Source organism: Pseudomonas sp. S4_EA_1b (assembly GCF_016307435.1).
GTDB classification, from domain to species: domain Bacteria; phylum Pseudomonadota; class Gammaproteobacteria; order Pseudomonadales; family Pseudomonadaceae; genus Aquipseudomonas; species Aquipseudomonas rhodesiae.
On sequence record NZ_JAEILC010000077.1, the window covers coordinates 14,944 to 38,013 of the forward strand.

Annotated in this window: 19 protein-coding genes and 1 pseudogene; 1 reads left to right on the plus strand and 19 read right to left on the minus strand. The window is 62.8% G+C overall.

Annotation, left to right across the window (positions count from 1 at the left end; genetic code table 11):
- Positions 1 to 100: 100 nt before the first annotated feature.
- From YA0848_RS22710 to YA0848_RS22795, 19 genes and pseudogenes are all read right to left on the minus strand, one after another.
- Entirely contained in the window at positions 101 to 862 is a 762-nt protein-coding gene (locus YA0848_RS22710; protein WP_169902634.1) for a PIG-L deacetylase family protein, read from the minus strand.
- Between the two features lie 176 nt (positions 863 to 1,038).
- Positions 1,039 to 1,698 carry a glycosyltransferase gene (locus YA0848_RS22715; RefSeq protein WP_034098108.1) on the minus strand — a complete coding sequence of 220 codons (660 nt, stop codon included), beginning with the start codon at positions 1,696 to 1,698 and terminating at the stop codon, positions 1,039 to 1,041.
- Positions 1,695 to 2,294, minus strand: coding sequence for an SAM-dependent methyltransferase (locus YA0848_RS22720; RefSeq protein WP_047883017.1), 600 nt, complete (start codon positions 2,292 to 2,294; stop codon positions 1,695 to 1,697). The genes YA0848_RS22715 and YA0848_RS22720 overlap by 4 nt, the downstream gene beginning before the upstream one ends.
- The gene (locus YA0848_RS22725; RefSeq protein ID WP_169902633.1) at positions 2,291 to 3,049 is read right to left on the minus strand and encodes a PIG-L deacetylase family protein; all 759 of its coding nucleotides are present in this window, start codon (positions 3,047 to 3,049) and stop codon (positions 2,291 to 2,293) included. The genes YA0848_RS22720 and YA0848_RS22725 overlap by 4 nt, the downstream gene beginning before the upstream one ends.
- Positions 3,046 to 4,044, minus strand: a complete 999-nt coding sequence (locus tag YA0848_RS22730; protein ID WP_169902632.1) for an acyl-CoA dehydrogenase family protein — start codon at positions 4,042 to 4,044, stop codon at positions 3,046 to 3,048. Before YA0848_RS22730 ends, YA0848_RS22725 begins: the two co-directional genes overlap by 4 nt.
- 1 nt (position 4,045) lies before the next feature.
- Positions 4,046 to 6,205, minus strand: a complete 2,160-nt coding sequence (gene glgX / locus YA0848_RS22735) for a glycogen debranching protein GlgX (protein ID WP_034098101.1) — start codon at positions 6,203 to 6,205, stop codon at positions 4,046 to 4,048.
- A gap of 137 nt (positions 6,206 to 6,342) precedes the next feature.
- Positions 6,343 to 6,609 (minus strand): DUF2934 domain-containing protein, encoded by a 267-nt coding sequence (locus tag YA0848_RS22740; protein ID WP_034098099.1) that lies wholly within the window; start codon positions 6,607 to 6,609, stop codon positions 6,343 to 6,345.
- Between the two features lie 24 nt (positions 6,610 to 6,633).
- Positions 6,634 to 9,390, minus strand: coding sequence for a malto-oligosyltrehalose synthase (locus YA0848_RS22745; RefSeq protein WP_198712593.1), 2,757 nt, complete (start codon positions 9,388 to 9,390; stop codon positions 6,634 to 6,636).
- Entirely contained in the window at positions 9,387 to 11,471 is a 2,085-nt protein-coding gene (malQ, locus tag YA0848_RS22750; RefSeq protein WP_034098096.1) for a 4-alpha-glucanotransferase, read from the minus strand. The genes YA0848_RS22745 and malQ overlap by 4 nt, the downstream gene beginning before the upstream one ends.
- Positions 11,468 to 13,216 carry a malto-oligosyltrehalose trehalohydrolase gene (gene treZ, locus YA0848_RS22755; RefSeq protein ID WP_034098094.1) on the minus strand — a complete coding sequence of 583 codons (1,749 nt, stop codon included), beginning with the start codon at positions 13,214 to 13,216 and terminating at the stop codon, positions 11,468 to 11,470. Before treZ ends, malQ begins: the two co-directional genes overlap by 4 nt.
- A 19-nt stretch (positions 13,217 to 13,235) precedes the next feature.
- Complete coding sequence (gene glgA / locus YA0848_RS22760) at positions 13,236 to 14,789, minus strand: glycogen synthase GlgA (protein ID WP_080758739.1); 1,554 nt, start codon at positions 14,787 to 14,789, stop codon at positions 13,236 to 13,238.
- 535 nt (positions 14,790 to 15,324) lie between these two features.
- Positions 15,325 to 16,278: a D-2-hydroxyacid dehydrogenase family protein gene (locus YA0848_RS22765; RefSeq protein ID WP_169902630.1), complete on the minus strand. Its 954-nt coding sequence runs from the start codon at positions 16,276 to 16,278 to the stop codon at positions 15,325 to 15,327.
- A gap of 24 nt (positions 16,279 to 16,302) precedes the next feature.
- Positions 16,303 to 17,304 (minus strand): alpha/beta fold hydrolase, encoded by a 1,002-nt coding sequence (locus YA0848_RS22770; protein ID WP_034098088.1) that lies wholly within the window; start codon positions 17,302 to 17,304, stop codon positions 16,303 to 16,305.
- 45 nt (positions 17,305 to 17,349) lie between these two features.
- Positions 17,350 to 17,793 carry a YqaA family protein gene (locus YA0848_RS22775; protein ID WP_169902629.1) on the minus strand — a complete coding sequence of 148 codons (444 nt, stop codon included), beginning with the start codon at positions 17,791 to 17,793 and terminating at the stop codon, positions 17,350 to 17,352.
- Positions 17,794 to 17,796: 3 nt separating this feature from the next.
- Positions 17,797 to 18,243 carry a DUF411 domain-containing protein gene (locus YA0848_RS22780; protein ID WP_034098086.1) on the minus strand — a complete coding sequence of 149 codons (447 nt, stop codon included), beginning with the start codon at positions 18,241 to 18,243 and terminating at the stop codon, positions 17,797 to 17,799.
- Positions 18,244 to 18,323: 80 nt separating this feature from the next.
- A complete protein-coding gene (locus YA0848_RS22785; protein ID WP_169867760.1) occupies positions 18,324 to 18,782 on the minus strand; it encodes an SRPBCC family protein in 459 nt (152 codons plus the stop codon).
- An 89-nt stretch (positions 18,783 to 18,871) separates the two neighbouring features.
- Positions 18,872 to 19,717: a methyl-accepting chemotaxis protein gene (locus tag YA0848_RS36720; RefSeq protein ID WP_371918464.1), complete on the minus strand. Its 846-nt coding sequence runs from the start codon at positions 19,715 to 19,717 to the stop codon at positions 18,872 to 18,874.
- 15 nt (positions 19,718 to 19,732) lie between these two features.
- Positions 19,733 to 20,866 (minus strand): annotated as a pseudogene (locus YA0848_RS36725) (HAMP domain-containing protein); the annotation flags it as partial.
- Positions 20,867 to 21,013: 147 nt separating this feature from the next.
- Positions 21,014 to 22,009 (minus strand): aldo/keto reductase, encoded by a 996-nt coding sequence (locus tag YA0848_RS22795; RefSeq protein WP_169902628.1) that lies wholly within the window; start codon positions 22,007 to 22,009, stop codon positions 21,014 to 21,016.
- Positions 22,010 to 22,126: 117 nt separating this feature from the next.
- Here YA0848_RS22795 and YA0848_RS22800 point away from each other — a divergent pair, with 117 nt between their 5' ends.
- A complete protein-coding gene (locus YA0848_RS22800) occupies positions 22,127 to 23,056 on the plus strand; it encodes a LysR family transcriptional regulator (RefSeq protein ID WP_169902627.1) in 930 nt (309 codons plus the stop codon).
- The last annotated feature ends 14 nt before the right edge of the window (positions 23,057 to 23,070 follow it).

Sequence of the window (23,070 nt, forward strand, 5' to 3'; positions counted from 1 at the left end):
CTTTCTCGACTGCATCTGAGCCTGTGCAGTTTTTTCCACCTTAGTCACACGTCGCGTGAGGCGCCACTGTCAGAAATAACAGGTATAGACGAGTGTCTGGCTAGGCAAACACAATCTCATAAGGCTCGCGCATCCGCTCCAGCAGCACCTGCGCCAGCATCGGTGCCAGGCCGATCTGCGGGTCGCCTGCCAACTGGCTGGCATAGGCGTGGGCGGCATGGAGTTTGCGCGCGACGCTCCAGGTGTTCAGGCGCACTTTGCGCGCGCGTTGCCAGGGGATCATCGCGCTTTCAGCGGCCGGCCAATGCCAGGCCCAGACGGGCACCTCATATAACCGCGCACCCACTAGGTCGCAGGCTCTGGCCGCGGCGCGGCCGACGCTGTCGTGGTCGCTGTTGCCATCGTTGCACCAAGTGGTGAACACCACGTCGCCAGGGTGCAGGTAACGCGCGATAAATTGGCTTAGTTGCGGTTCACGGGCGGCCAGTGCGTTGTCGCTGAAGCCGCCACGAATCCACTTCAGGCTGTGCAATGGCATGCCCAAGCGGCGCAACGCTTCAGCGCTTTCCTGGGGCCGCACCACGCTCAAACGGCTAGCCGGCCATACTTGGGAGCCAGGATGGCTGGCGCTGCCGTCGGTAATGGAGATGAGTTGCAGCGGGTGTTCCAGGTTGCTGAACAGTTGCAGTAAACCACCGCAGGTAAGAACTTCGTCCCCAGGGTGGGGCGCGATGATCACCACGCGTGCGCCAGGCGGCACCAGGGTGGACGGCGCGACCGGGGCGAGCAGCGCCAACTGAGGCGCACTGTTCCAGATTTGCGGAGGGCCGCGACGGCCTTCGCTCAGAGAGGCAGGCTTCATGGATGTCACATCCTTGTCGGTTGATGCGCGGTCGTCAGCCGTTGACGGCACGACTCTTTTATCCTCACCACAGACTCCGCCGTGATGGGTGCTTGGCAATCCAACCTTGAATTACCAGCAAGGCGTCATGAGCATAGACAAGGTTGCGGCGGTTTTCAGGCAGGCCCGGTTTTTTTTCAAGAAGCCAGCACCAGGCTCTTCAGAAAGTCGCCGAAACCGCCCCTGGCACGGGCGTCCAGACGCGCGCTGGTGATCACTTGCGGGCGGTGGCTCCACGCGATGGATGCCCCGCAGCGCTCAAGTTCGCGTACCAGATGTACGTCTTCATGACAGGCCAGGGGCTCGAACCCACCGGCGCGCACATAAGCACCGGCGCTTACCCCAAGGTTGGCCCCGTGGATATGCCGATGGCCGTCCCGTGCTTCGTAACCCTGGTGATAACGAATCTGGGCGGCCGGATCGAAACCCTCGCTCCAGGCATCCACCGTGACCGTGCCGCATACCGCGTCCACGTTCAACGCCAACTGCGCGGCCAGCCAGTCCGGTGCCACGCGGCTGTCGGCGTCGGTGCAGGCGATCCAGCGTGCGCCTTGATTCAACAAATGCCGCGCGCCGACGCCACGGGCATGCCCGACATTGCGCGCATGCACCTCCAGAGACTGCACGGGGTACGTCTGGGCGATGGTGGCGCTGGCGTCGCTGCAGCTGTCGAGCATGACCAGCACCTGCACGGGTTCGCCCAGCAAGTCCGGGTGCCGCGCAGCAACCAATGCGGCATCCAGGCACTCGGCCAACAGCGCTTGTTCGTTATGCACCGGGATCAGAATGCCGATCATCGCAAGCCCTCAAGGGTGGCGACCGAGGTACCGTCGCGGCTCCACAGGTCGAGGAGAAAATCCTGTTCTGGGTGGCTGGCCACACGGGGCATGCCCAGGCGTTGGTCCAACATGGCATGCACCTGCTCGGCGGTTAGCGGGCAACCGTCGATGGGCGGGCGCCAATGGCAGGCGAGGATCTGCCCGTCGGCAGTCAGGCTGGCCAACGCGCACTCGATCAACCGACCCAAGTCATCGGCGTCCAGGTAGTAGCACAGTTCGCTGAGCACGATCAGGTCGAATCGGCCCGTGGGCCACTCTTGCGGCAAACGGCTCTGGTACACCTGGGCATGGGTAAATCCGAGCAACCGAGTACGCGCCAGCGCCACGGCGGCCGCGGCGGTATCGCAACACAACAAACGATCGCCGCGCGCGGCCAGCTCAACACTCAGCTCACCATTGGCACAGCCAGGTTCGAAGATCGAGGCGTAGCGCGGCTTGGTCAGCAGGGCCAGGGTGAGGGCGCGTTTACGCCGCTCGTACCAACGCTGACGAAAGGCCCAGGGGTCATCGTTGCCGGCGAACAGTTGATCGAAATACCGGGTGGCCACACTCATACGAATACCACTTCAAAAGGTTGCAGCAAGCGTTCCACCACATAGGGGGCCAGCACCGGCGGCAAGCCGATCTGCGGATCACCCTCCAATTGGCTGGCGAACGCATGGATGGCGTGACGCTTGCGCGCCACCTCTGCACAGGTCAGGGGGATTTTGCGCGCGCGGTGCCAGGGCACCAGGGCGTCTTCGGCGGTTGCCCAGTGCCAGGTCCATACCGGCAACTCGTACAGTCGCGCGCCCACTGCTTCGGCGGCTTTGGCGCTGGCGCGGCCCACCGCTTCGTGATCGCAATGGCCGTCTTCGCGCCACGTTGTGAACAGCACGTCGGTGGGCTTGAGATAGCGCTGAATAAACCCCACCAACTCGTCCTCCCGCGCTGCTACCTGGCTGTCGCTGAAGCCTGCGCGCAGCCATTTGAGACTGTGCAGCGGCACCCCCAAGCGATGCAGGGCCTGGGCCGACTCCTGCGGGCGCACCACGCTCAATCGCTCCACCGGCCAACGTTGCGAGCCCGGGTGGCTGGCGCTGCCGTCGGTCACCGAGATCAACTGGATCGGCCGCTCCAGCGCCGCCAGGCCCTGCAACAGCCCGCCGCACCCCAGCACTTCGTCGTCCGGATGGGGCGCGATAATCACCGCGCGATGGCCTTCCGGGACCAATTCCTCAACGCTGATAGGGGGCAACGCCGCCAGGCGCGGTGACGTCTGCCAGTGCTGCAACGGCGTGCCCTGGCCGACGATCGGGTTGGCTTTCATAGCTGCCACCTCTCGTTGGATTGGCCGGCGACCCATTCGCCCAGGGCTGCCAGGTCGCGTTCGGCATGACTCTGGCGCACGTACACCGGCAGATCCGCCATCAATTGAGCCATGTGCGGGTCCTGGCAATACGGCCCGGCACCGACTGCACGGCCGACATGGCGGATCACCTGCTCGACGGCGTCCTCGATGCAGGCGCGGGCCCGTTGGGCCAGCTCCCTGGCGTCGGCCTTGGGCGTGCGGTCGATGCGGTCTGCGGCGTCGCGCAACACGCAGGCGGCGGCGTGTAGCGCACTGTCCACTGCGCCCAAGTGCGCCAGGGCATGGGGCTCGGCGCGCCGCGCACAGTGCTGCTGCAGCACTTGGCCCAGTTGCTGCGCCGCGCCATACCAGCACGCCGCGATACCGACGCCGCCTTGCCAGAAACCGGGGCGGGCGAGGTAGTCGCCAGGCCCACCCACGGCCACACCGCTGGCATTGTCGAAGACAATCTCGACACTGCCGGTGGCCGCCATGCCCACGGCATGCCAGCCTTGATCGGTCACACACACGCCTGGTTGTTGCATGGGGACTGCCACCAATTGCTGGCGGTCCCGCTCATCCCAGGCGGTCAATAATCCATGACTGACCACCGCCGCGCCGGAGCACCAGGCTTTACGCCCGTGCACCCGCAAGCAATGGCCGTCGTGTTGTACACGCACCTTGGCCGTGGGCGGTTCGGCGGCCCATGTGCCCCAGGTACTGCCCTGGGGCGTCGGGGGGCTGCCGAGTTCGGCCATGATCGCCAAGGCATCGGTGTGGCCTTCGAACAACTTGCACAGGCGCAAGTCGTGCGCGGCCACATAGGCCAGACGCCTGAACCGCTCCAGGGTCTGGCCGCCGCCGGGTAGCGGCAACCGGTCCAGCCCTTGGGCCACCAAGGCCCTCAGGGCTGCCCCGAGCGCCTCGGTGTCGGCATAAGCACGGCCGCTATCCAGGCTTCCCTGCCAGTTCATCTCACACCTCGTCGTCGCGCTGCAATTCGAACAGCAGCAGTGAGCGGCCGGTTACGGCGTACTCGTGATCGAAGTTAAAGCGCTCCTGAGCCTTGATCGTCGTGTCGTTGGTGTCCAGCAGGCAGGTCCAGAACTCACCTTCGGGCACCGGCGGCAGACGGAAATTGACCATGTCATGGTGGGCATTGACCACCAGCAACAAGGTGGCGTCTGCACCAGCGCGGCGGATACCGGTTTCCTGAGCGCGGCCATCCATCAACATGCCCAGGCAACGACCATTGCTGTCTTGCCATTGCTCGGTGCTCATTTCGTTGCCATCCGGCGCCAGCCAGGTGACGTCCTTCACGCCGATGTCTTCGTTGTAATCGCCCACTAGGAAGCGGCCACGACGCAGGATCGGATAGGCCAGGCGCAGTTTGATCAGGCGCTTGACGAACTTCAGCAGGGCTTTGCCGTCGTCATCCAGGTCCCAGTTGACCCAACCGATTTCGCTGTCCTGGCAATAGGCGTTGTTATTGCCGTGCTGGGTGCGGGCGAACTCGTCACCGGCGACGATCATCGGCGTGCCTTGGGCCAGCAGCAGGGTGGCGAAGAAATTACGCATCTGGCGCAGGCGCAGGGCGTTGATTTCCGGGTCGTCGGTAGGGCCTTCGACGCCATGGTTCCAGGACAGGTTGTTATTGCTGCCGTCTTGGTTGTTTTCGTCGTTGGCTTCGTTGTGCTTGTCGTTGTACGACACCAAATCGTGCAGGGTGAAACCGTCGTGGGCGGTGATGAAGTTCACCGAGCTGTACGGCCGGCGCCCGCGATGGTTGAACATTTCGCCCGACGCCGTCATACGCCCGGCGAAGTCCGCCAATTGGCCGTCATCGCCTTTCCAGAAGGCGCGCACGGTATCGCGGAAACGGTCGTTCCATTCCACCCAGCCCGGTGGGAAGTTGCCCACTTGGTAGCCGCCGGGCCCGCAGTCCCAGGGTTCGGCAATCATTTTCAGCTGGCGCAGTATCGGGTCCTGACGGCAGGCCACAAGGAAGCTGTGGCGCTCGTCGAAACCGTCGCGATAACGCCCGAGAATCGTCGCCAGGTCGAAGCGGAAACCGTCCACATGCATTTCCGTGGCCCAGTAGCGCAGGGAGTCGGTGACCATTTGCAGCACGCATGGGTGGCTGAGGTCGAGGGTGTTGCCGGTGCCGGAATCATTGATGTAGAAGCGCTTGTCATCGGGCATCAAGCGATAGTAGGAGGCGTTGTCGATGCCGCGCATGGACAGGGTCGGGCCACGCTCGTTGCCTTCGGCGGTGTGGTTGTAGACCACGTCCAGGATCACTTCCAGCTTCTGCTCGTGCAGGTGCGCGACCATCTCCTTGAACTCGGCGATCTTGCCGCTGGCCAGGTAGCGTGGGTCGGGGGCGAAGAACGCGATGCTGTTGTAACCCCAATAGTTGGTCATGCCTTTTTCCAGCAGATGCTGGTCATTGACGAAGGCGTGCACCGGCAGCAGCTCGACCGAGGAGATCCCCAGTTGGCGAATGTGCTTGAGCACATCGTCTTCCATCAGGCCGGCGCAGGTGCCACGCACCGATTCGCCCACGGAGGGATGACGCATGCTGATGCCGCGCAGGTGGGTTTCATAAATGATCGTGCGGTCCCATGGCACCCGCACCGGCTGGTCGTTGCCCCAGGTATGGGCCGGGTCGATCACCTTGCACTTGGGCACGAAGGGCGCACTGTCGCGTTCGTCGAAACTCAGGTCGTCATCCGGGTGGCCGATGGTGTAGCCGAACAGCGCTTCGGACCATTTGAGTTCGCCCACCAACTGCTTGGCGTAGGGGTCGATCAGCAATTTGTGGTGGTTGAAGCGGTGACCGTTGGCCGGATCGTAAGGGCCGTATACGCGGTAGCCGTAAATCAGCCCAGGGTGGGCGTCGGGCAGGTAACCGTGGAAGATTTCATCGGTGTATTCCGGCAGCTCGATGCGCTCCAGTTCGACTTCGCCGCTGTCGTCGAACAGGCACAGTTCGACCTTGGTGGCGTTGGCCGAGAACAGCGCAAAGTTGACGCCCAGGCCATCCCAGGTGGCGCCGAGGGGGAAGGGCAAACCTTCACGAATCCGCGACGGCTCACTGCCCGGCGTCGATGGGGTTTTATCCGGTTTGCTCATGGTGGTGTTGCTCCTGCAAGGGGTCTTTTTTCGGGCCGAGAGCGGCCGTGCTGACGAATTTTCAGCGAACGAGATCGAGTGTGAAGTTAAACCCCCGCCGACAGCGTCGGCGGGAGGGTTGGGCGTCGAAAGGCTGGTTACGGCTTGGGCTTTTTCGGCGCCGCAGGTTTCTTGGTCGCCGGTGCGGCGGGCTTGCTTGCTGCCGCAGCGGGCTTGGGCTTTGCCGCAGGCTTGGCGGTGGCTTTAGGCTTGGCGGCCGGCTTGGGCTTGCTCGGCGTCAAGGCTTCGGATTCGGCCAGCTTGCGCGCCATCTCCCAATGACGTGCGTCCTGACCATGGGGCTTACCCTCGGACTCCCAGATCTGATGCGCCAATTCGCGGATACGTTTGTCTTCAGTGCTCATCGCAATGCTCCTCACAGAAAATGTTCAGCTTTCTTGATCATCAGAATTGATAAAGACATTGACCGGGAATTCCCCCAGGGCAGTGCTGATCAACAGCTCCTTGTTTGGTGTGACTGCGCCTGTTTGAAAAAGTCCCTTCCAGTTTTGCGTTGACGCGGCGAACGGTAATTTCACCCGGGTATCGCCCCAAACCTGCGCAGGAATCAGAGGCTGCACACCGTTTTCAAGCAGCGCATGGGACCAGCGTGGTACCACCACCACCAGCTGTTTGCCCTGGTGTTCGCGGCTGAATGCAACCACGCGGTCGGCGTGTTGACCGAGTACCTCCCGCGGTGTGTAGCTGCCGTGGCGGAACAGTTCGGGCTGGGCGCTGCGCAAGCCCAACACCTGGCCAATCAATGCCTGCTTGATACGCCCATCGTGCCAGTGGGTCAGCAGTTGATCGGTGCCCGGCGGGGTGTTCAGCGCTTGTTGCCGTGCGTTGAAGTCCACCGGACGACGGTTGTCCGGGTCCACCAGGCTGAAGTCCCAGAACTCGGCGCCCTGGTACAAGTCCGGTACACCCGGCACAGTCATGCGAAGCAAGGTTTGCGCCAGTCCATTCAGGGCGCCGGACGGGGCGATGGCTTGGGCGGCGGCGGCAATCGCGGTGCGCAACGGGCGACCGGCTTCGGTCAACAGCAGGCGCGACAGGAAGGCTTCGACCGCTTGTTCATAAGCTTCGTTGGGCGCGCTCCAGCTGCTCTGCAACTTGGCTTCGCGCAGGGCTTTTTGCTGCCACTGCCACAGGCGTTGCTGGTAAGTCTCCAGCGACGCGCCAGGGTCCAGATCCAGCGGCCAACTGCCCACCAGCACTTGATAGAGGATCAGCTCATCGCCGGCCGACGGCGCGCAGGCATCGTCGCGCAGCGGGGCGGCCAGACTACGCCACTGTTCAACTTGAGCCACATACCACGGCGCGCATTCACTGAGCACCGCCAGGCGCGCGCGGGTGTCTTCGCCGCGTTTGTGGTCATGGGTCGCGGTGGCCAGCAGGTTGTCCGGGAACGCCAGCAGGCGCTGTTGGTTGACCTGATGGAAGTCGGCCAACGGCGCACTGAATTGCTCGGTGCTGAAACCCACATCGTTACGCGACAGCAGCACCGCCGAGCGATAGAACGCGGTGTCTTCCACGGCCTTGGCGGCGGCCGGGGAAGTGAGCTGCTGGAAGCGCACGCAGGCATGTTTGAGAATCTTGCGCTCGCGCCCCACTGGGCGATCACGCCACGGCTGGCCGCCGAGCCATTTTTGCAGGTGGTCGAGCACTGGCCAGTCGCCTTCGCTCAACTTGCTGCGCGCGCCGTCCATGGCCTGTTGGAACACCTTGTCATCGGCGGCGCTACGGCCACGGGCGCTGATGTAGGTGCGGTACACCGGGAAGTGCACGATCAACTCCTGCAATGCACGGCGGATGGCGCCGAGGGTCAGGTCGCGGGTCATCACGTCGTCGCGCGCCACTTGCAGCAGCGCCTGGGCCACGCTTTCGAAATCGCCGCCCAGGGAGCCGTTGAGGATCTGTTGGCGCGCCAGGCGGGCCTCTTCGATAAAGGCCGAAGGCCGCTCGCTCAGGCGCGTCCACAGCTCGGCCAGGGGCTCAAAGCCTTCGGGCTGGTGCTGCAACAGCGACAGCTGATTCATGAATTCGTAGCCCGTGGTGCCGTCCACTTGCCAGTCTTCGCGCAGGGTTTCGCCTTCGCCGAGGATCTTCTCGACAAAAATCGGCAGGTGCCGCTCGGGGGACAACGTATCGACCCGGCGGCGCAGCTTGCGGCAATAACCGCGCGGGTCGGCCAGGCCATCGATATGGTCGATGCGCAGGCCATCCACCAGGCCTTGGCTGATCAGCTCGAAAATCTTGCCATGGGTGGCTTCGAACACCGCGCTGCGCTCTACGCGCAGGCCGCCCAATTCATTGACGTCGAAGAAGCGCCGCCAGTTGATATCGTCCGCCGCCGTGCGCCAGCTGGCCAGGCGATAGGCTTGCTGCTCCAAGAGTTGATGCAGACGTTCGAAGCCCTCGGCTTGGCGACCGTCAAACTGGGCCAAGCGCTGCTCAATGGCCGGCAGTACCTCGGTGGCCCGCTCGGCCAGGGCCTGTTTGAGCCAGGCGGCTTCGGCGTAGGCATCGTCCTGATAGGCCAGGGCAGCGAAACGGTCCGCCAGTGGTTTGAGCGGTTCGTCGTTGCCCAGGATCAACGCGTAATCCCGTGGGCAGATCGGGAAGCGATGTTCGTAATGCTCGACGTAGAACGATCCGTGGTCAGCATCGAAGTGCAGGGTCAAGGTGCCGCTTTGCAGGGCTTCGCCGTAGTCGCTGCCCAGGAACGGCATCAGCAATTGGCCTTTGAGCAGCGGGTCGGGAGAGTGCCACTGGATATCGAAGAATTCGCTGTAGGGGCTCAAACGCCCCCATTCCAGCAGGTCCAGCCACCAAGGGTTATCGGCGCCGCCCACGGCCATGTGGTTAGAAACGATATCCAGGATCAGGCCCATGTCGTGTTCACGCAGGGCCGCGACCAGACGGCGCAACGCGTCCTCACCGCCCAGTTCAGGGTTGACCCGGGTCGGGTCGACCACGTCGTAACCGTGCATGGAGCCGGCGCGCGCGCTGAGCAACGGCGAGGCATACAGGTGGCTGATACCCAGTTGGGCAAAATACGGCACCAGCGGCACCGCGTCGTCCAGGGTGAAACCTTTATGGAATTGCAGGCGCTGAGTGGCGCGCAAGGGCAGTGCTTTCATCGGTCACGCTCATAGGCTTGGTTACGCGCGACCGCCAGCAGTTCGAGGCGGCGCGCGGCGTCGGCGTTGTCGAGCAGGCTCGCGGCCTCGCCCGGCAGGCGACGGCGCCAATTGGGATGGGTATCGGTGGTGCCGGGCAGGTTGGCTTGTTCTTCGATGCCCAGGGCATCCTCCAGCGGCAACAGCACCAGCGGCGCGCGAGTGTGGCCCAGGTAGCGCACGCTGGCGTCGATCATATGGTCGGTTTCGTTGCGGATCTCATCGACGAAGTTCTGCGGGTCCTGGCTCAGGGCTTGGCGCAGCGCCTGCCGTTCGCGCAGGCGATGTTCGCTCCATTGCTCCACGGTGGGCGCGTCGATCAGGCCGAGCTGGATATTCCAGTCGATGTCGCGGCTGTGCCACCAACCGTTGAGGGTCGGCAGGTCGTGGGTGCTGGTGGTGGCGAGGGCGTTGTCGGGCCAGTCGAGGATCGGCTTGAACTGGCCGTCGTGGCCTTGTTCGAACAGCAGCACGCGCATACCGAGTATGGAGCGGCCGATGAGTTTTTCGCGCAGGCCGTCCGGCACGGTGCCCAAGTCTTCGCCTAGCACAATGGCCTGGTGACGATGGGACTCCAGCGCAAGCAGACGCAGCATGTCGTCCACAGGGTAATACAGGTACGCACCTTCTTTGGGCGAAGCGTCCATGGGGATCACCCACAGGCGTTGCAGGCCCATGACATGGTCGATGCGCAAGCCGCCGGCATGGGCGAAGTTGGCCCGCAGCATTTCGATAAACGCACGGAAGCCATGGCGCTTGAGGCCCTCGGGGGAGAACGCGGAAATCCCCCAGCCCTGGCCGGCACGGTTGAGGATGTCGGGCGGCGCCCCCACGGTGAGGTTGGCCAGCAACTCGTCCTGGCGACTCCAGGCCTGGCTGCCGCCGCCGTCGGCGCCCACCGCCAGGTCAGCGATCAGGCCAACCCCCATGCCGCTGCCACGGGCGGCTTGTTGGGCGCGCTCCAGGCAACGCGCGATCAGCCATTGGGCAAAGGCGTAGAAGCCGATCTCCTCACGGTGTTCCTCGGCAAATTTTGCCAATGCCGGGCTTTGCGGGGTGCGCCACTCTGCGGGCCAATGGCGCCAGTCGAGGCTTTCACCAGCGGCGGCGCGCATGGCTTGCACTGCTTCGAAGCGGCAATGGTTTTCCAGGGCCTCGCCGCCGGTCTGACGGAAACTCAGGAAGTCAGCATGTTGCGGGTGATGGCCGTGGCGGAAATCTTCATACAGCGCACGCAGCAAACGCTGCTTGGCCTGGGCGGCGGCAGGCCAGTCGATCAGGTCGAGCTGTTCGAGGTCGTGCAACTCATCGGCGATGCCCAGGGCTTCGATGGCATTGCGCACTTCGCGCTCGCCGAGGATGCAAGCCGGTGAAGCGTACAGGCTGTTAAGAAACAGCCGACTCGATGGCGAATACGGGCTGTAACGCTGCGGGTCAGCGCTGAACATCGCGTGCATTGGGCTGATGGCCAAGGCGTCGGCGCCCCGCTCGGCGGCTGCGCGGGCCAGGTGTTCCAGGGCCAGGGTGTCGCCGAAACCGCCATCGTTAAGGCGGCGCAAGCCGTAGAGCTGCGCACTGATGCCCCAAGCGCGGGCGGGTTGGCTGTCCACCGCTTCGGCCACGCTGTAGCAGTGGGTGGGGGCCACTGCCAGGGTGAACGTCTGGTCGTTGATCTGCACTTGGTGATAACCCAAGGCAATCACGCCGGGCAGCACGGCGTTGCCGTCCAGCCGCAGCTCCAGGGTTTCGCCTTGCTCCAAGTGCACGCGGCACAGGGTGTCTGGTTCGAAATAGTGCGCCAGGTCCAAGCTCTGGCCGCTGTCGACGGTCAACAACGGCGGCAGGTGTTTATCGAGCTGAGCTTGTTCCAAGTCACGTAGGCTAGCGTCAACCTCGGCATCAGTGTCGGCCGGATGGCCAAGACCTTTGAGCACCGCGCGCAGGGCGTCGGGTTGTACGTGTTGCGGGCGGCCGTTGGCGTCGATCCAATCGACGGCCAGGCCCGCGCGGCTGGCGAGGATTTCCAGTTTCGCTTCGCTCAAGGGTGTTCTCCAGCAGGGGATAGGGTGACGCGTGCGCTGTACGGCGGCAGGTGTGTGCCGTCGCTGGCGGGCGTTGCAAAAATAATCGGGTGCGGCGGCGTGGAATGTTCCAAGGCAGTGGCACTGAGGTTCAGATCGATCTGCAACACACTGCCGTTACCCAGACGCCAACGCGCGCTGACCGCTGCGTCGCCAAGTACCTGGGCACCCAGCGCCACACTGCCAGGCAGGTGCGGGACGATATGGCGATGACGCAGGCTTAACAGCTCGCGGTAAAACGCCACATGGTCTTGGTCGGCCAGGGTTGGCATGGACTGTTGCAAGGTCGACAGCGCATTCGGGTCCGGGATGTGTTCGCGGCGTTCAGGGTCCTGGAACGCGGCAAAGTCGGCAAATTCATTGCGCCGACCTTCACGCACCGCTTCGGCCAGCTCGCCGTGATGGTCGGTGAAGAACAGGAACGGCTCGGCGGCGTTGGCTTCGTCGCCCATAAACATCAAAGGAATCATTGGCGACAGCAGCAGCAGGGCGGTCGCGGCCTTGAGCGCCTGGGGCGGGCAAAGCTGGTGCAGACGTTCGCCGAGGGCGCGATTGCCGATCTGGTCGTGGTTTTGCAGAAATGCAACGAAAGCAGTCGGCGGCAGACCACCGCTCGGCTCGCCGCGGGCATGGCCATGGCGAGTGGTGTCGCCCTGGTAGATAAATCCTTCACCCAGGCACCTTGCCAGTTTGGCGGTAGGGTCTTGGGCAAAGTCGCTGTAGTAGGCATCGGTTTCGCCGGTCAGCAGGACGTGCAACACGTTGTGGAAGTCGTCATTCCACTGCGCATCGAAGTCGTGCTTGAGCAGGCTGGCCTGGTTCAGTTCGTTTTCCAGCACCAGCCACACATGACGGCCGGTATCGACCTGCTGGCGCACGCGCTGCGCCAGTTCCTGCAAGAAACCGGGGTTGTCGATGGCGTGCACGGCGTCCAGGCGCAGGCCGTCGAAACGGTATTCGAGCAACCACATCAAGGCGTTATCAAGAAAGAAATCCCGCACTTCACGGCGCTCGAAATCAATGCCAGCGCCCCACGGGGTGTGCACGTCTTCCTGGAAGAAACTTGCCGCGTACTGCCCCAGATAGTTGCCATCGGGGCCGAAGTGGTTGTAGACCACGTCGAGGATCACCGCCAGGCCGTGTTCGTGGGCGCTGTCGATCAGGTGTTTGAGTTGTTCCGGGGTGCCGTAGGACGAGTGCGGGGCATACGGCAGTACGCCGTCATAGCCCCAGTTACGTTCGCCAGGGAACTGCGCCAAGGGCATCAGTTCAATGGCGGTCACGCCCATCTCGGCCAGGCGCGGCAGGTGTTGCTCGACGTTGGCGTACCCCCCCAGGGCGCCGACGTGCAATTCGTAGATCACCGCCTCGTGCCAGGGGCGGCCTTGCCAGTTGGGCTGGCGCCAGTGGTAGGCCAGCGGGTCTACCACCAGGCTCCAACCATGAACGTCCGAGGCCTGGGCCCTGGACGCTGGATCGGGCACATCCTGCTCCCCGTCGATGTTGTAGCGATACCGGGTGCCCGCCGGGCACTTGAGTTCAACTTCGAACCATCCATCGGCCTGGGGCAGCATGGCGATGGATTTACCGTTTTCCAATTCAACGCTGACATAAAACGCGTCTGGCGCCCACAAGGCGAAACGCGTGTGTTGCGCGTCCAGCATGATTGCGCCGTGGGGCCAGGTTTCCAGAGTCCGTAACGGCATCTATAGAGACCTCCCTTGATTATTTAGCTGATTTCCCCAGGGCCTTGGCCACCAGTTGTTCGTAAAGCTCGGCGTAGGGTTCGACCGCCTGGGTCCAGTTGAACGGCTGGGTCATGGCGCGGCAGCGCATGGCGTTGAGCAGGCCGGGGTAGGCGAACACGTTGAAGGCGCGGGTGAGGGCGGCTTTGTAGCTGTCCACCGTGGATTCGTTGAACAGGAACCCAGTGACGCCGTCTTCGATGGTGTCCGCCAGCCCACCGGTGTTGCGCGCCACCGGCAGTGAGCCGAAGCGCTGCGCGTACATCTGGCTCAGGCCGCATGGCTCGTAACGCGATGGCATCAGCAGGAAATCGCTGCCGGCGAACATGCGCCGTGCGTCGGTTTCGTTAAAGCCGATGCGCACGCCGATCTGGCCGGGGAAACGCAGGGCCAGCTCGCGCATGGCCTGTTCTTCTTCCGGCTCGCCGCGCCCAATAATCGCGATCTGGCCACCGTTCTCGACGATAAAGCTGGCAACCGCTTCGGTAAGGTCCAGACCCTTCTGGTACACCAAGCGCGAAACCACGGCGAACAGCGGGCCGGTGGAGTCGTGCAGCCCGAATAGATTGCGCACATGGGCGGCGTTGATCGCTTTGCCTTCCCAGTCACCGATATTGAAGTTGTGGGTCAGGTGCGTGTCGGTGGACGTTTCCCAGCTCTCATCAATGCCGTTGGGAATGCCGCTGAGCAAGCCTTGCTGGGTCTTGGCGGCGAGGAAACCGTCGAGGCCGCAGCCGAATTCGGGGGTGGTGATTTCCTGAGCGTAAGTGGCACTCACCGTGGTGATGTGGCTGGAGTACGCCATGCCGGCCTTGAGGAACGACATCTTGCCGTAGAACTCCATGCCTTCCTGCTGCAGTGCGTGGGGCGGAATCCCCAGCTCCGGCGTGGAAGCCAGACTGACCACGCCCTGGTAGGCCAGGTTATGAATGGTGAACAGCGTCGGCGTGCGTGAACCACGCCAGTGCATGTACGCGGGGGCCAGGCCAGCGGGCCAGTCGTGGGCGTGCACCAGGTCCGGGCACCAGTGGATCTGCGCCAGGTTGGCGGCGATATCGGCGGCGGCCAGGCCCAGGCGGGCGAAACGGATATGGTTGTCAGGCCAGTCGCGACCGTTGTTGGCGCCGTAAGGCGTGCCCTCGCGCTCATAGAGCTCGGGGCAGATCAACACGTAGATGACCAGGCCATCCTTGAGGTCCATGCGCCCGATCTTGCACGGCGGCAGCGCGGCGTGGCCACCCAATTCGCCGATGATATGGATCGGGTTATCGCTTTCCATCACCTGCGGGTAACCGGGGATCAACACGCGCACATCATGCAGATGCGCCATGGCGCGAGGCAGGGCGGCGGATACGTCGCCCAGGCCGCCGGTCTTCACCAGATCGGCGAATTCCGAGGTTACAAACAGTACTTTCTTTCGATTGGGGTTAAAACTGGACACCGGCCGCACCGTGTTGAGGTCGACCAAAGAGGTCGACCCGCCAACTGGCTGACTAACACGCTCTCCCTGAATACTTACTGCGGCACTGATCATAGTTCTCTCCACGTGTTGGTCGGCTAATGGCCCGCTGCCATTAGCTCCGATGACCGCATCCTGCGGCCAGGCGCACAAGCGCATGACAAATCTGGCAAGGCGTATGCCAGTTGCACGGTTAGCGTTAAAAAGTTGGATAGACGGCAACCGGCGTAAACCGCACTGGCGCGCCTTACCTAAACCTGACCAATGGCAGAGTTGGAAAGTTTAGATTTTTTTCGCGGGGTTTTTGTTTTGGAAGGGACCCATCGGTCATCAGTCTAGGACAGATCCCAGGCAGCGTAGGGTTTCTACATGAATTTTGTAGGACAAAAAACTTGTAACCTTATGCGATGCGGAAAAACCGTTGGCGGCCGGCGAGAGTGATGGCACTTTGCACTTGTTTGCCCCAGGCAATACCGCACTCATTCAGTGGTGAGCAGGCTTGCCCTGCACTGGGCGACATCGTCGCCCCAAGAAAGGACCTTCGACCTATCTGATGCACCCTGTGCACCATTGGGGAGCGCTGCGCAGGCCTGCTCGCTCCACGACGCAGTCAACCCAGCAACCGTATTGGCGCGCCCCCGGCCCAGGCGATGATGTCTTCAATCATTTGCCCATAAAACTGCCGGTAGTTCTGCTCGCTGACATAACCCACATGCGGTGTGGCCAGCACATTGGGCAGGTGCCGGAAAGGGTGATCGACGGGAAGTGGCTCCTGGCCATATACATCCAGTGCTGCGCCGGCTAAGTGGCCGGATTGCAATGCCTGGATCAGGGCCTGTTCATCGACGATCGGCCCGCGAGCGGTGTTAACGAGGCGCGCGCTCGGCTTCATCCAGGCCAAGGCTTGGGCATCCACCAACCCCCGGCTACGTTCGCTGAGCACCAGATGGACGCTGAGGATATCGGCCTGCTCAAACAACTGCTGCTTGCTGACCCAGGTCACTCCCGCCGCAGCGGCGCGTTCCGGCGTGAGGTTCTGGCTCCAGGCGATCACGCGCATGCCGAACGCCTGGCCGAACCCGGCGACCTTCTGGCCGATGCTGCCCAGCCCGAGAATCCCCAGGGTCTTGCCGTGCAAGTCGCCACCCAGACCCAACTGCCAACCCCCGGCGCGCAGGGCATTGGCTTCGGCCAGCAGGTTGCGGGTGCAGGCCATGATCAGTGCCCAGGTCAGTTCCGGTGCGGCGTGTTTATAGCTGTCGGTGCCGCACACCTGAATGCCCAGTGCCTGGGCGGCGCTGATATCAAGGGCGGCATTGCGCATGCCGCCGGTCACCAGCAGCTTGAGGCGCGGCAGGCCTTGCAGCAGGGCTTTGTCGAACACCGTGCGTTCGCGCATTACGCAAATCACTTCGAACCCTTGCAAGCGCTCGATCAGGGTCGTGGTATCCGCCGGGTAATCGTGGAGGAAATGCACCTGGCCCACGGTTGCCAGGGCCGACCAATCCACCACGCCAGCGGCGACTTGCTGCCAGTCATCAATCACAGCGATCTGTAGCGCCATTTACGCGTGCCTCCGAATGTTGGATTAAAGGGCGTTCAAGCCCTGCAACAACGCTTGATGAAACCGCGCCGGTTCTTCCATTTGCGGCGCGTGCCCCAAGCCGGGGAATTCGACCAGGGTAGCGTGGGGCATCAGCTTGGCGACCTGCTTGCCCAGCACGGCGTAGTTGCCGAGTTTGGCCTTGACCTCGGGCGGCGCCATCGCCTTATTGATCGCGGTGTTATCGGCGGTGCCGATCAGTAGCAGGGTCGGCACCTGTACGTCTTTGAATTCGTAATACACCGGCTGGGAATAAATCATGTCGTAGATCAGCGCCGAGTTCCACGCGACCCGTTTATGCCCGGGGCCGTTGCTCAAGCCGGCGTACATATCGACCCAACGCTCGTATTCCGGCTTCCAGCGCCCGACGTAATAAGTGTTGAGCTGGTACTGGCGGATGCTTTCGGCGCTGACTTTCAGCTCACGTTGGTACCACTGATCAACACTCAGGTACGGCACGCCGAGGGCTTTCCAGTCTTCCAGGCCGATGGGGTTGACCAAAGCCAGTTGCTCGGTCTGCGCGGGGTACATAAGCGCATACCGGGTGGCGAGCATGCCGCCGGTGGAGTGGCCGAGCAGGGTGGCCTTGGGGATGCCGAGTTTTTCCAGCAGTTGATGGGTGTTGAGCGCCAACTGCTGGAAGCTGTACTGGTAATGCTCCGGCTTGCTGGAGGTACAAAAGCCGATCTGGTCCGGGGCGATCACGCGGTAACCGGCGTCGCTCAGGGCCTTGATCGAGCCTTCCCAAGTGGCCGCGCAGAAGTTCTTGCCGTGCATCAGCACCACGCTGCGCCCGTTGGGCTTGCCGCTGGCCGGCACGTCCATGTAGCCCATTTGCAGGGTTTTGCCTTGGGATTCAAAGCTGAAATGCGCAAGCGGATAGGGGTATTGAAAGCCTTGTAATTCGGGGCCGTAAGTTGCGGCGAGGGCGGGGACGCTGCTGGCCATGAACAGGCCGGCGATATAAAGGACGCGGTTTGGCGGCATGGTGTCATCTCCTGAAACAGGTTTTGGGATGCTGTTGCGAGAGGATTAACGCGGGATTAACACCCACTGCAAGGTAATTGCCGCCAGCACGCCATAACGCAGACCTTTGGCCAAAGTGACCACCACCAGAAACCGCCACAGCGGTTCGCGCATCACACCGGCCACCAGGGTCAGCGGGTCGCCGATGATCGGCACCCAACTGAGCAGCAGGGTCCAGTGCCCCCAGCGTGCGTAGTGGCGACGGGCCGTTTGCAGTTGCCGCTCGTTGACCGGAAACCAGCGCCGCTGTTTGAAATGCTCCACCCAGCGGCCCAGCCACCAATTGACCAGCGAGCCCAGTACATTGCCCAGGGTGGCGACCGCCAACAACCACCACACGCTGTAGTGGCCGCTGAGCAGCAGGCCCACCAGTACGGCTTCCGATTGCAGGGGCAGCAGCGTCGCCGCACCGAACGCGGCGACGAACAGCCCCAGGTAACCCATCAGCACCGATTAGTGTGCCGGGTAATCGGCCACCACCTCATCCGTGCCGTCACGGCGCAGTCCGATGATCTGGTAGGCATCGGCATGTCCGTCCATTTCCATGCCCGGCGAGCCCATGGGCATGCCCGGTGCGGCAACGCCTAGCAGGTCGTCGCGCTTGCGCAGCGCCAGCACCTGCTCGGCGGGCACATGGCCCTCAACGAACTTGCCGTCGATCACGGCGGTATGGCATGAGCTCAGGCGCGGCGCCACGCCGAGGCGTTGTTTGACGGCGCTCATATCGGTTTCGACATGGTCATTGACCTTGAACCCATTGTTTTCCAGATGGCTGATCCACTTTTTGCAACAGCCGCAGTTGGCGTCACGGTGTACATCGATGGGGATCAGGTCGGCGGCTTGGGCCAGGGTAGTGGTGAAGAGGGCGGACAGCAGGGCCAATCGCAGTGGGGTTTTCATCGGAGTCTCATCCAATCGGGGCGATAAGCCCGGCATTCTCCGCGCTTTTACGGACGGGACGACAGTGTAATGTTTCTAAATTATACAAAGGGCGGATGTTCCAGGCGCTGCTTCAGACGGTCCAGGGCGATGGCCGACAGTTCGTGCATGCGCTCGTGCAAGGTCGCCAGTTGCAATTCGGTTTCGTAGGTCAGCACCCGTTTAAACAGCGTGCCGTCGCGAAACGGTTGCAGGAAGTAGTGGATCGAGCCGTCAACGACCAGGGAGGTGAACACGCATTTGAATTCGTCGGGGCGCCGGGCGATCTGCACGCGGTAGCTCATGGGGACGCGTACGCCAAGCAAGTCGATCATCTCGGTAAAGCGTGAACCGGCACCCAAAGAGCCGCTGGTGCCGGTCTCTGCACCGAGGGAAGTGGGGTGCCATTCGTGCCAGCGGTCCGGTTGGGTTACGTAGTCATAGACAGTTTCAAGGGGGGCATTGATAAAGCGTTCCTGACTGATCCGCTCCAAGCGGACCGACTGCTCGACAGCGCGCATGACACACCTCCTGTGTGGCGGGAAGAAGTATCTCGAGCTGTCAGAATAGTCTGACTCCCGTGCTTTGCACGGGAGTTCTCAAACGCTGTTCAACGGACTTTGAAGCGACTCATCAGGCTGATAACCCGGCCATTGGCTTCCAGCAGGCTCTGAGTATTGTTTTCGGTGGCGTGACCGCTCTGCACCAGGTCTTCGACCATTTGTCGGATCTGCACCATGCTGCGGTTGATCTCCTCGGTCACCGCGCTTTGCTGTTCGGCGGCGGTGGCGATCTGGGTGCTGAGGCTGTGGATATGGCCGACGGAACCGGCCATTTCATCCAGGCCGGTGTTGACCCGCGCCGTGGCGTCCGCCGCCGATTGGCAGCTGGACTGGGTATTTTCCATGGCGGTGACTGAGGAACTCACCCCCGTGGTCAATCGAGCGAGCATCTCGTTGATCTGGGAGGTGCTGGCCTGGGTGCGCGCGGCCAGGGCCCGCACCTCGTCGGCCACTACCGCAAAACCACGGCCTTGCTCGCCGGCCCGCGCTGCTTCGATGGCCGCGTTGAGCGCCAGCAGGTTGGTCTGGCCGGCAATCGCGCCGATCACTTCAAGGGTTTCGGTGATGCGCGCGGCGTCCTGGCGCATGTTCTCCACCGTGTGGGTGGCGCTGGCGACCTCGCCGATCAACGCGCCGACGCTGCTGGACGCTTCTCCCACCACCACGCGCGAGCGGTCGGCGTGTTCGTTGGCGCGCTGGGTGAACGCGGCGGTTTCGGCGGCGTTCTGTGCCACGGTCTCGGCAGTGGAACTCATCTCAGTGATGGCCGTGACGGTCTGATCGGTTTCCGAGGCATGGCGCACCAGGATCTGGTTGGTCTGTGCCGAAGTCTGCTGCAATCGCTCAAGCCCTGTGGACATGGCAGCGGTGGCCTGGGTCACTTCGCCGATCATGTTTTGCAGGTAGACGATAAAGCGGTTGACGGAATGGCCGATGGCGCCCAGTTCGTCTTCGGCGCGGATGGTGATGCGCCGCGTCAGGTCGGCATCGCCGGTGGACAGTGCGTCGATATTGGCTTTCAGCGTCTTCATGCGCTGCACCAGTTTGCGGATCGCATACGCGGCCAGCAGCACCAGCAGCAATACCATGGGGATTTGCAGCAGGGCCAAAGTGCCGAGTACGTCATCGCGCTGCGCGGTGATCAACGAGGTGGGCAGGGCGGTGGCGAGGAACCACGGCGTACCCTCGATCGGGCGCATATAAAAGGTGCTGGCCACCCCGCCGTTATCGAACTCGCTGCGCTGCAAGCCTTGGTCGCGATGGGCAAGGGCTTTGCTGACCTGGGTGGCGAAGGCTGAGGAAGCGGTCAGTTCGCTGATGTTTTTCAACACCACCGGGCTGTTCAGGCGCGTGCTGTTGCTGATGATCTTGCCGTCGCCTTCGACGATCAGCATCTGCCCGCCGATGTCTTTTTCCTTGCTGGCCACCAGTTCGTTGAAGAAACCGAGGGTGACGTCAATCGTGGCCACGCCATAGGCCGCGCCATCGCGCTGGATCGCCATGGCGCAGTTAGTGCGTGGCTCTTGGCTGGCGTCGTCCTTGTAAGCCGCGGCCCAGGCGCATTGGCCACGCGGCGAGGCCAGGCCGCCCTTGTACCAGCTCTGGTCGTAATAGTTGGGGGCCGGGTCGCTGTTCCAGAAGGTATTGACCATCAGCTTGCCCGAGGCATCACGGTGCCAGAACGTGCTGTGCTTGTTGCGCCCTGGGGTGCGCTGGTTTGGCAGCGGCCAGATACCGCCGCCGAACACCTTCAGCTCACCGTACTGGTCGACCAGGCCAGGCAAGACCTTGTCGATGGCATCGCTGTCCAGCAGCGGGATGGTCTGGGTGATGCTGCGTTGCTGGGCCTGAACCTTGTTCAGCTCGCCCTGGATGGTTTTCGCCACCTCGTCGATGCGGTTGAGCACCACCTGCTCTTCGGTGTGGCGCAATGTCGGCGCGACCAACTGGCCGATGCCAACGATGGTCAACACGAATAACACTAGGACGAACAACACTAGAAACAGGGTATAGCGGGCTTGGATGGAGCGCAGTGGGGGCATGGGATCGTCCTTACGAAGCGTTTATTGTCGACGCGGCTTTGTTGGAGCTTCGTAGGGGTATCGGCTTGAGTAGGGCTGGCTTTAGGTACGAGGGTGCCAATATCTGCGTGCGCAAGCAGCGAGGCTTGGCGGGCCTCGCTGTTTATGTCAGATCTCCAGCATCGCCATCACCGCCTCTGGGTAGCGCAGACCGGCAGTGGCGTCGGCGGGGAAAATCCCATCCAGGGCCGACCGCTCGGATGGGCTGAGCACGATGGACACCGCCGCTGCGTTTTCTTCCAGGTATTTGCGCTGTTTGGTGCCTGGGATCGGGATGATGTAGTCCCCTTGGGCCAATACCCAGGCCAAGGCCAGTTGCCCGGCGCTTACACCCTTATCGGCTGCCAGGCTGCGCACGCGCTCGACCAATTGCAGATTCTTCGCGAAGTTATCCCCTTGGAAACGCGGGTTGGAGCGGCGGTAGTCATCTGCGCTGAAGTCATCCGGGCTTTGCAGCGTGCCGGTGAGAAAACCGCGACCCAGCGGGCTATAAGGCACGAAGGCAATCCCCAGGCGCTGGCAGGCGGCGAGACAGCCGTTGCTTTCCTGGTCGCGGCTCCACAGCGAGTACTCGCTTTGCAGGGCGCTGATCGGGTGGACCTTATGCGCACGCTCCAGGGTGGCGGCCGACGCTTCGCTCAGGCCCAGGTAACGCACCTTGCCCTGTTTGACCAGCTCAGCCATGGCGCCGACGCTCTCTTCGATGCTCACCTGCGGGTCGATGCGGTGCTGGTAGTAGAGGTCCAGGGTGTCGACGCCCAGGCGCTGCAAAGTGCCGTCGATGGACGCGCGGATGTACTCGGGGCTGCCGTTCACACCTCGCGAGGCGGGGGTGGCCGGGTCGCGGATGATGCCGAATTTGCTGGCCAGGAACACTTGGTCGCGCTTGCCGGCGAATGCCTTGCCCAGTAATTGCTCGTTGGTATGCGGGCCGTACATATCGGCGGTATCGAAGAAGTTGATCCCCAGTTCCAAGGCGCGGTGCAGGGTGGCGATGGCTTCGCGGGTGTCGCTGCCGGGGCTGTAGAAATCGCTCATGCCCATGCAGCCAAGGCCGATGGCAGAGACGAGGGGACCGTGTGTGCCAAGTTGACGAGTGTGCATTTGTGGGACTCCAGAGTTGGGAAGGACTTCATTGTTATCCTCGACAAAACCGAGATAAAGCGGCTAAAAGCACTATCACTGTTTGTATTTTCTAAACAATCCGCACGGAGCCAGCCCTTGGATCGTTTCAACGCCATGCGTGTATTCACCCGTATCGTCGAACTGGGCGGCTTCGCCAAAGCCGCCGACAGCCTGCAACTGCCCCGCGCCTCGGTGACCATCCTGATCAAACAACTGGAAGCGCACCTGGGGGTGCAACTGTTGCAGCGCACCACGCGGCAGGTCAGTCCCACCCCGGACGGCACCGCGTACTACCAGCGCTGTGTGCAGTTGCTGTCAGACCTGGAAGAGACCGAAGCGGTGTTTTCCACCCGCCGTCAGAACCCGCGCGGCACCTTGAGCGTGGACATGCCCTCGGGCATCGGCCGCTTGATCGTGATCCCCGCACTGCCGGCCTTTACCGCGCGTTACCCGCAGATCGAACTGGACATCGGCTTGAACGACCGCCCGGTAGACTTGATCCGCGAAGGCGTGGACTGCGTGCTGCGCGGTGGCCTGGCCCTGGACGAATCCCTGGTGGCACGGCCCCTGGCGCTGATGGACCAGTTGACTCTGGCAAGCCCTGCCTACCTTGAGCGCATGGGCATGCCCGCTGATCTGGACGACCTGGCGCGCCATCACATGGTCGAGTACGTCTCCAGCGCCAGCGGCAAGCGCTTCGGTCTGGAATTTCTGATTGACGGCCAAGTGCGCCCGTTCGACCTGCCCAGGCGCGTCGCGGTCAACAGTTCCGACGGCTACTTTGCCGCATGCGAGGCCGGTTACGGCTTGATTCAGGCGCCCCATTACCACGCGATGCGACAACTGGCCGAGGGATGCCTGGTGGAGGTGCTGCCACATTGGCCAGTGCCGAAAATGGCCCTGACCGCGCTGTACCCACCCCATCGTCAGTTGTCGTTGCGGGTACGGGTCTTTGTGGATTGGCTGGTGGAACTGTGCGCTGCGCCTGGCACCGGTTTGCAGCGTCAGCCCCTGGGCTTGGGGTGATTGATGGGAGCCCA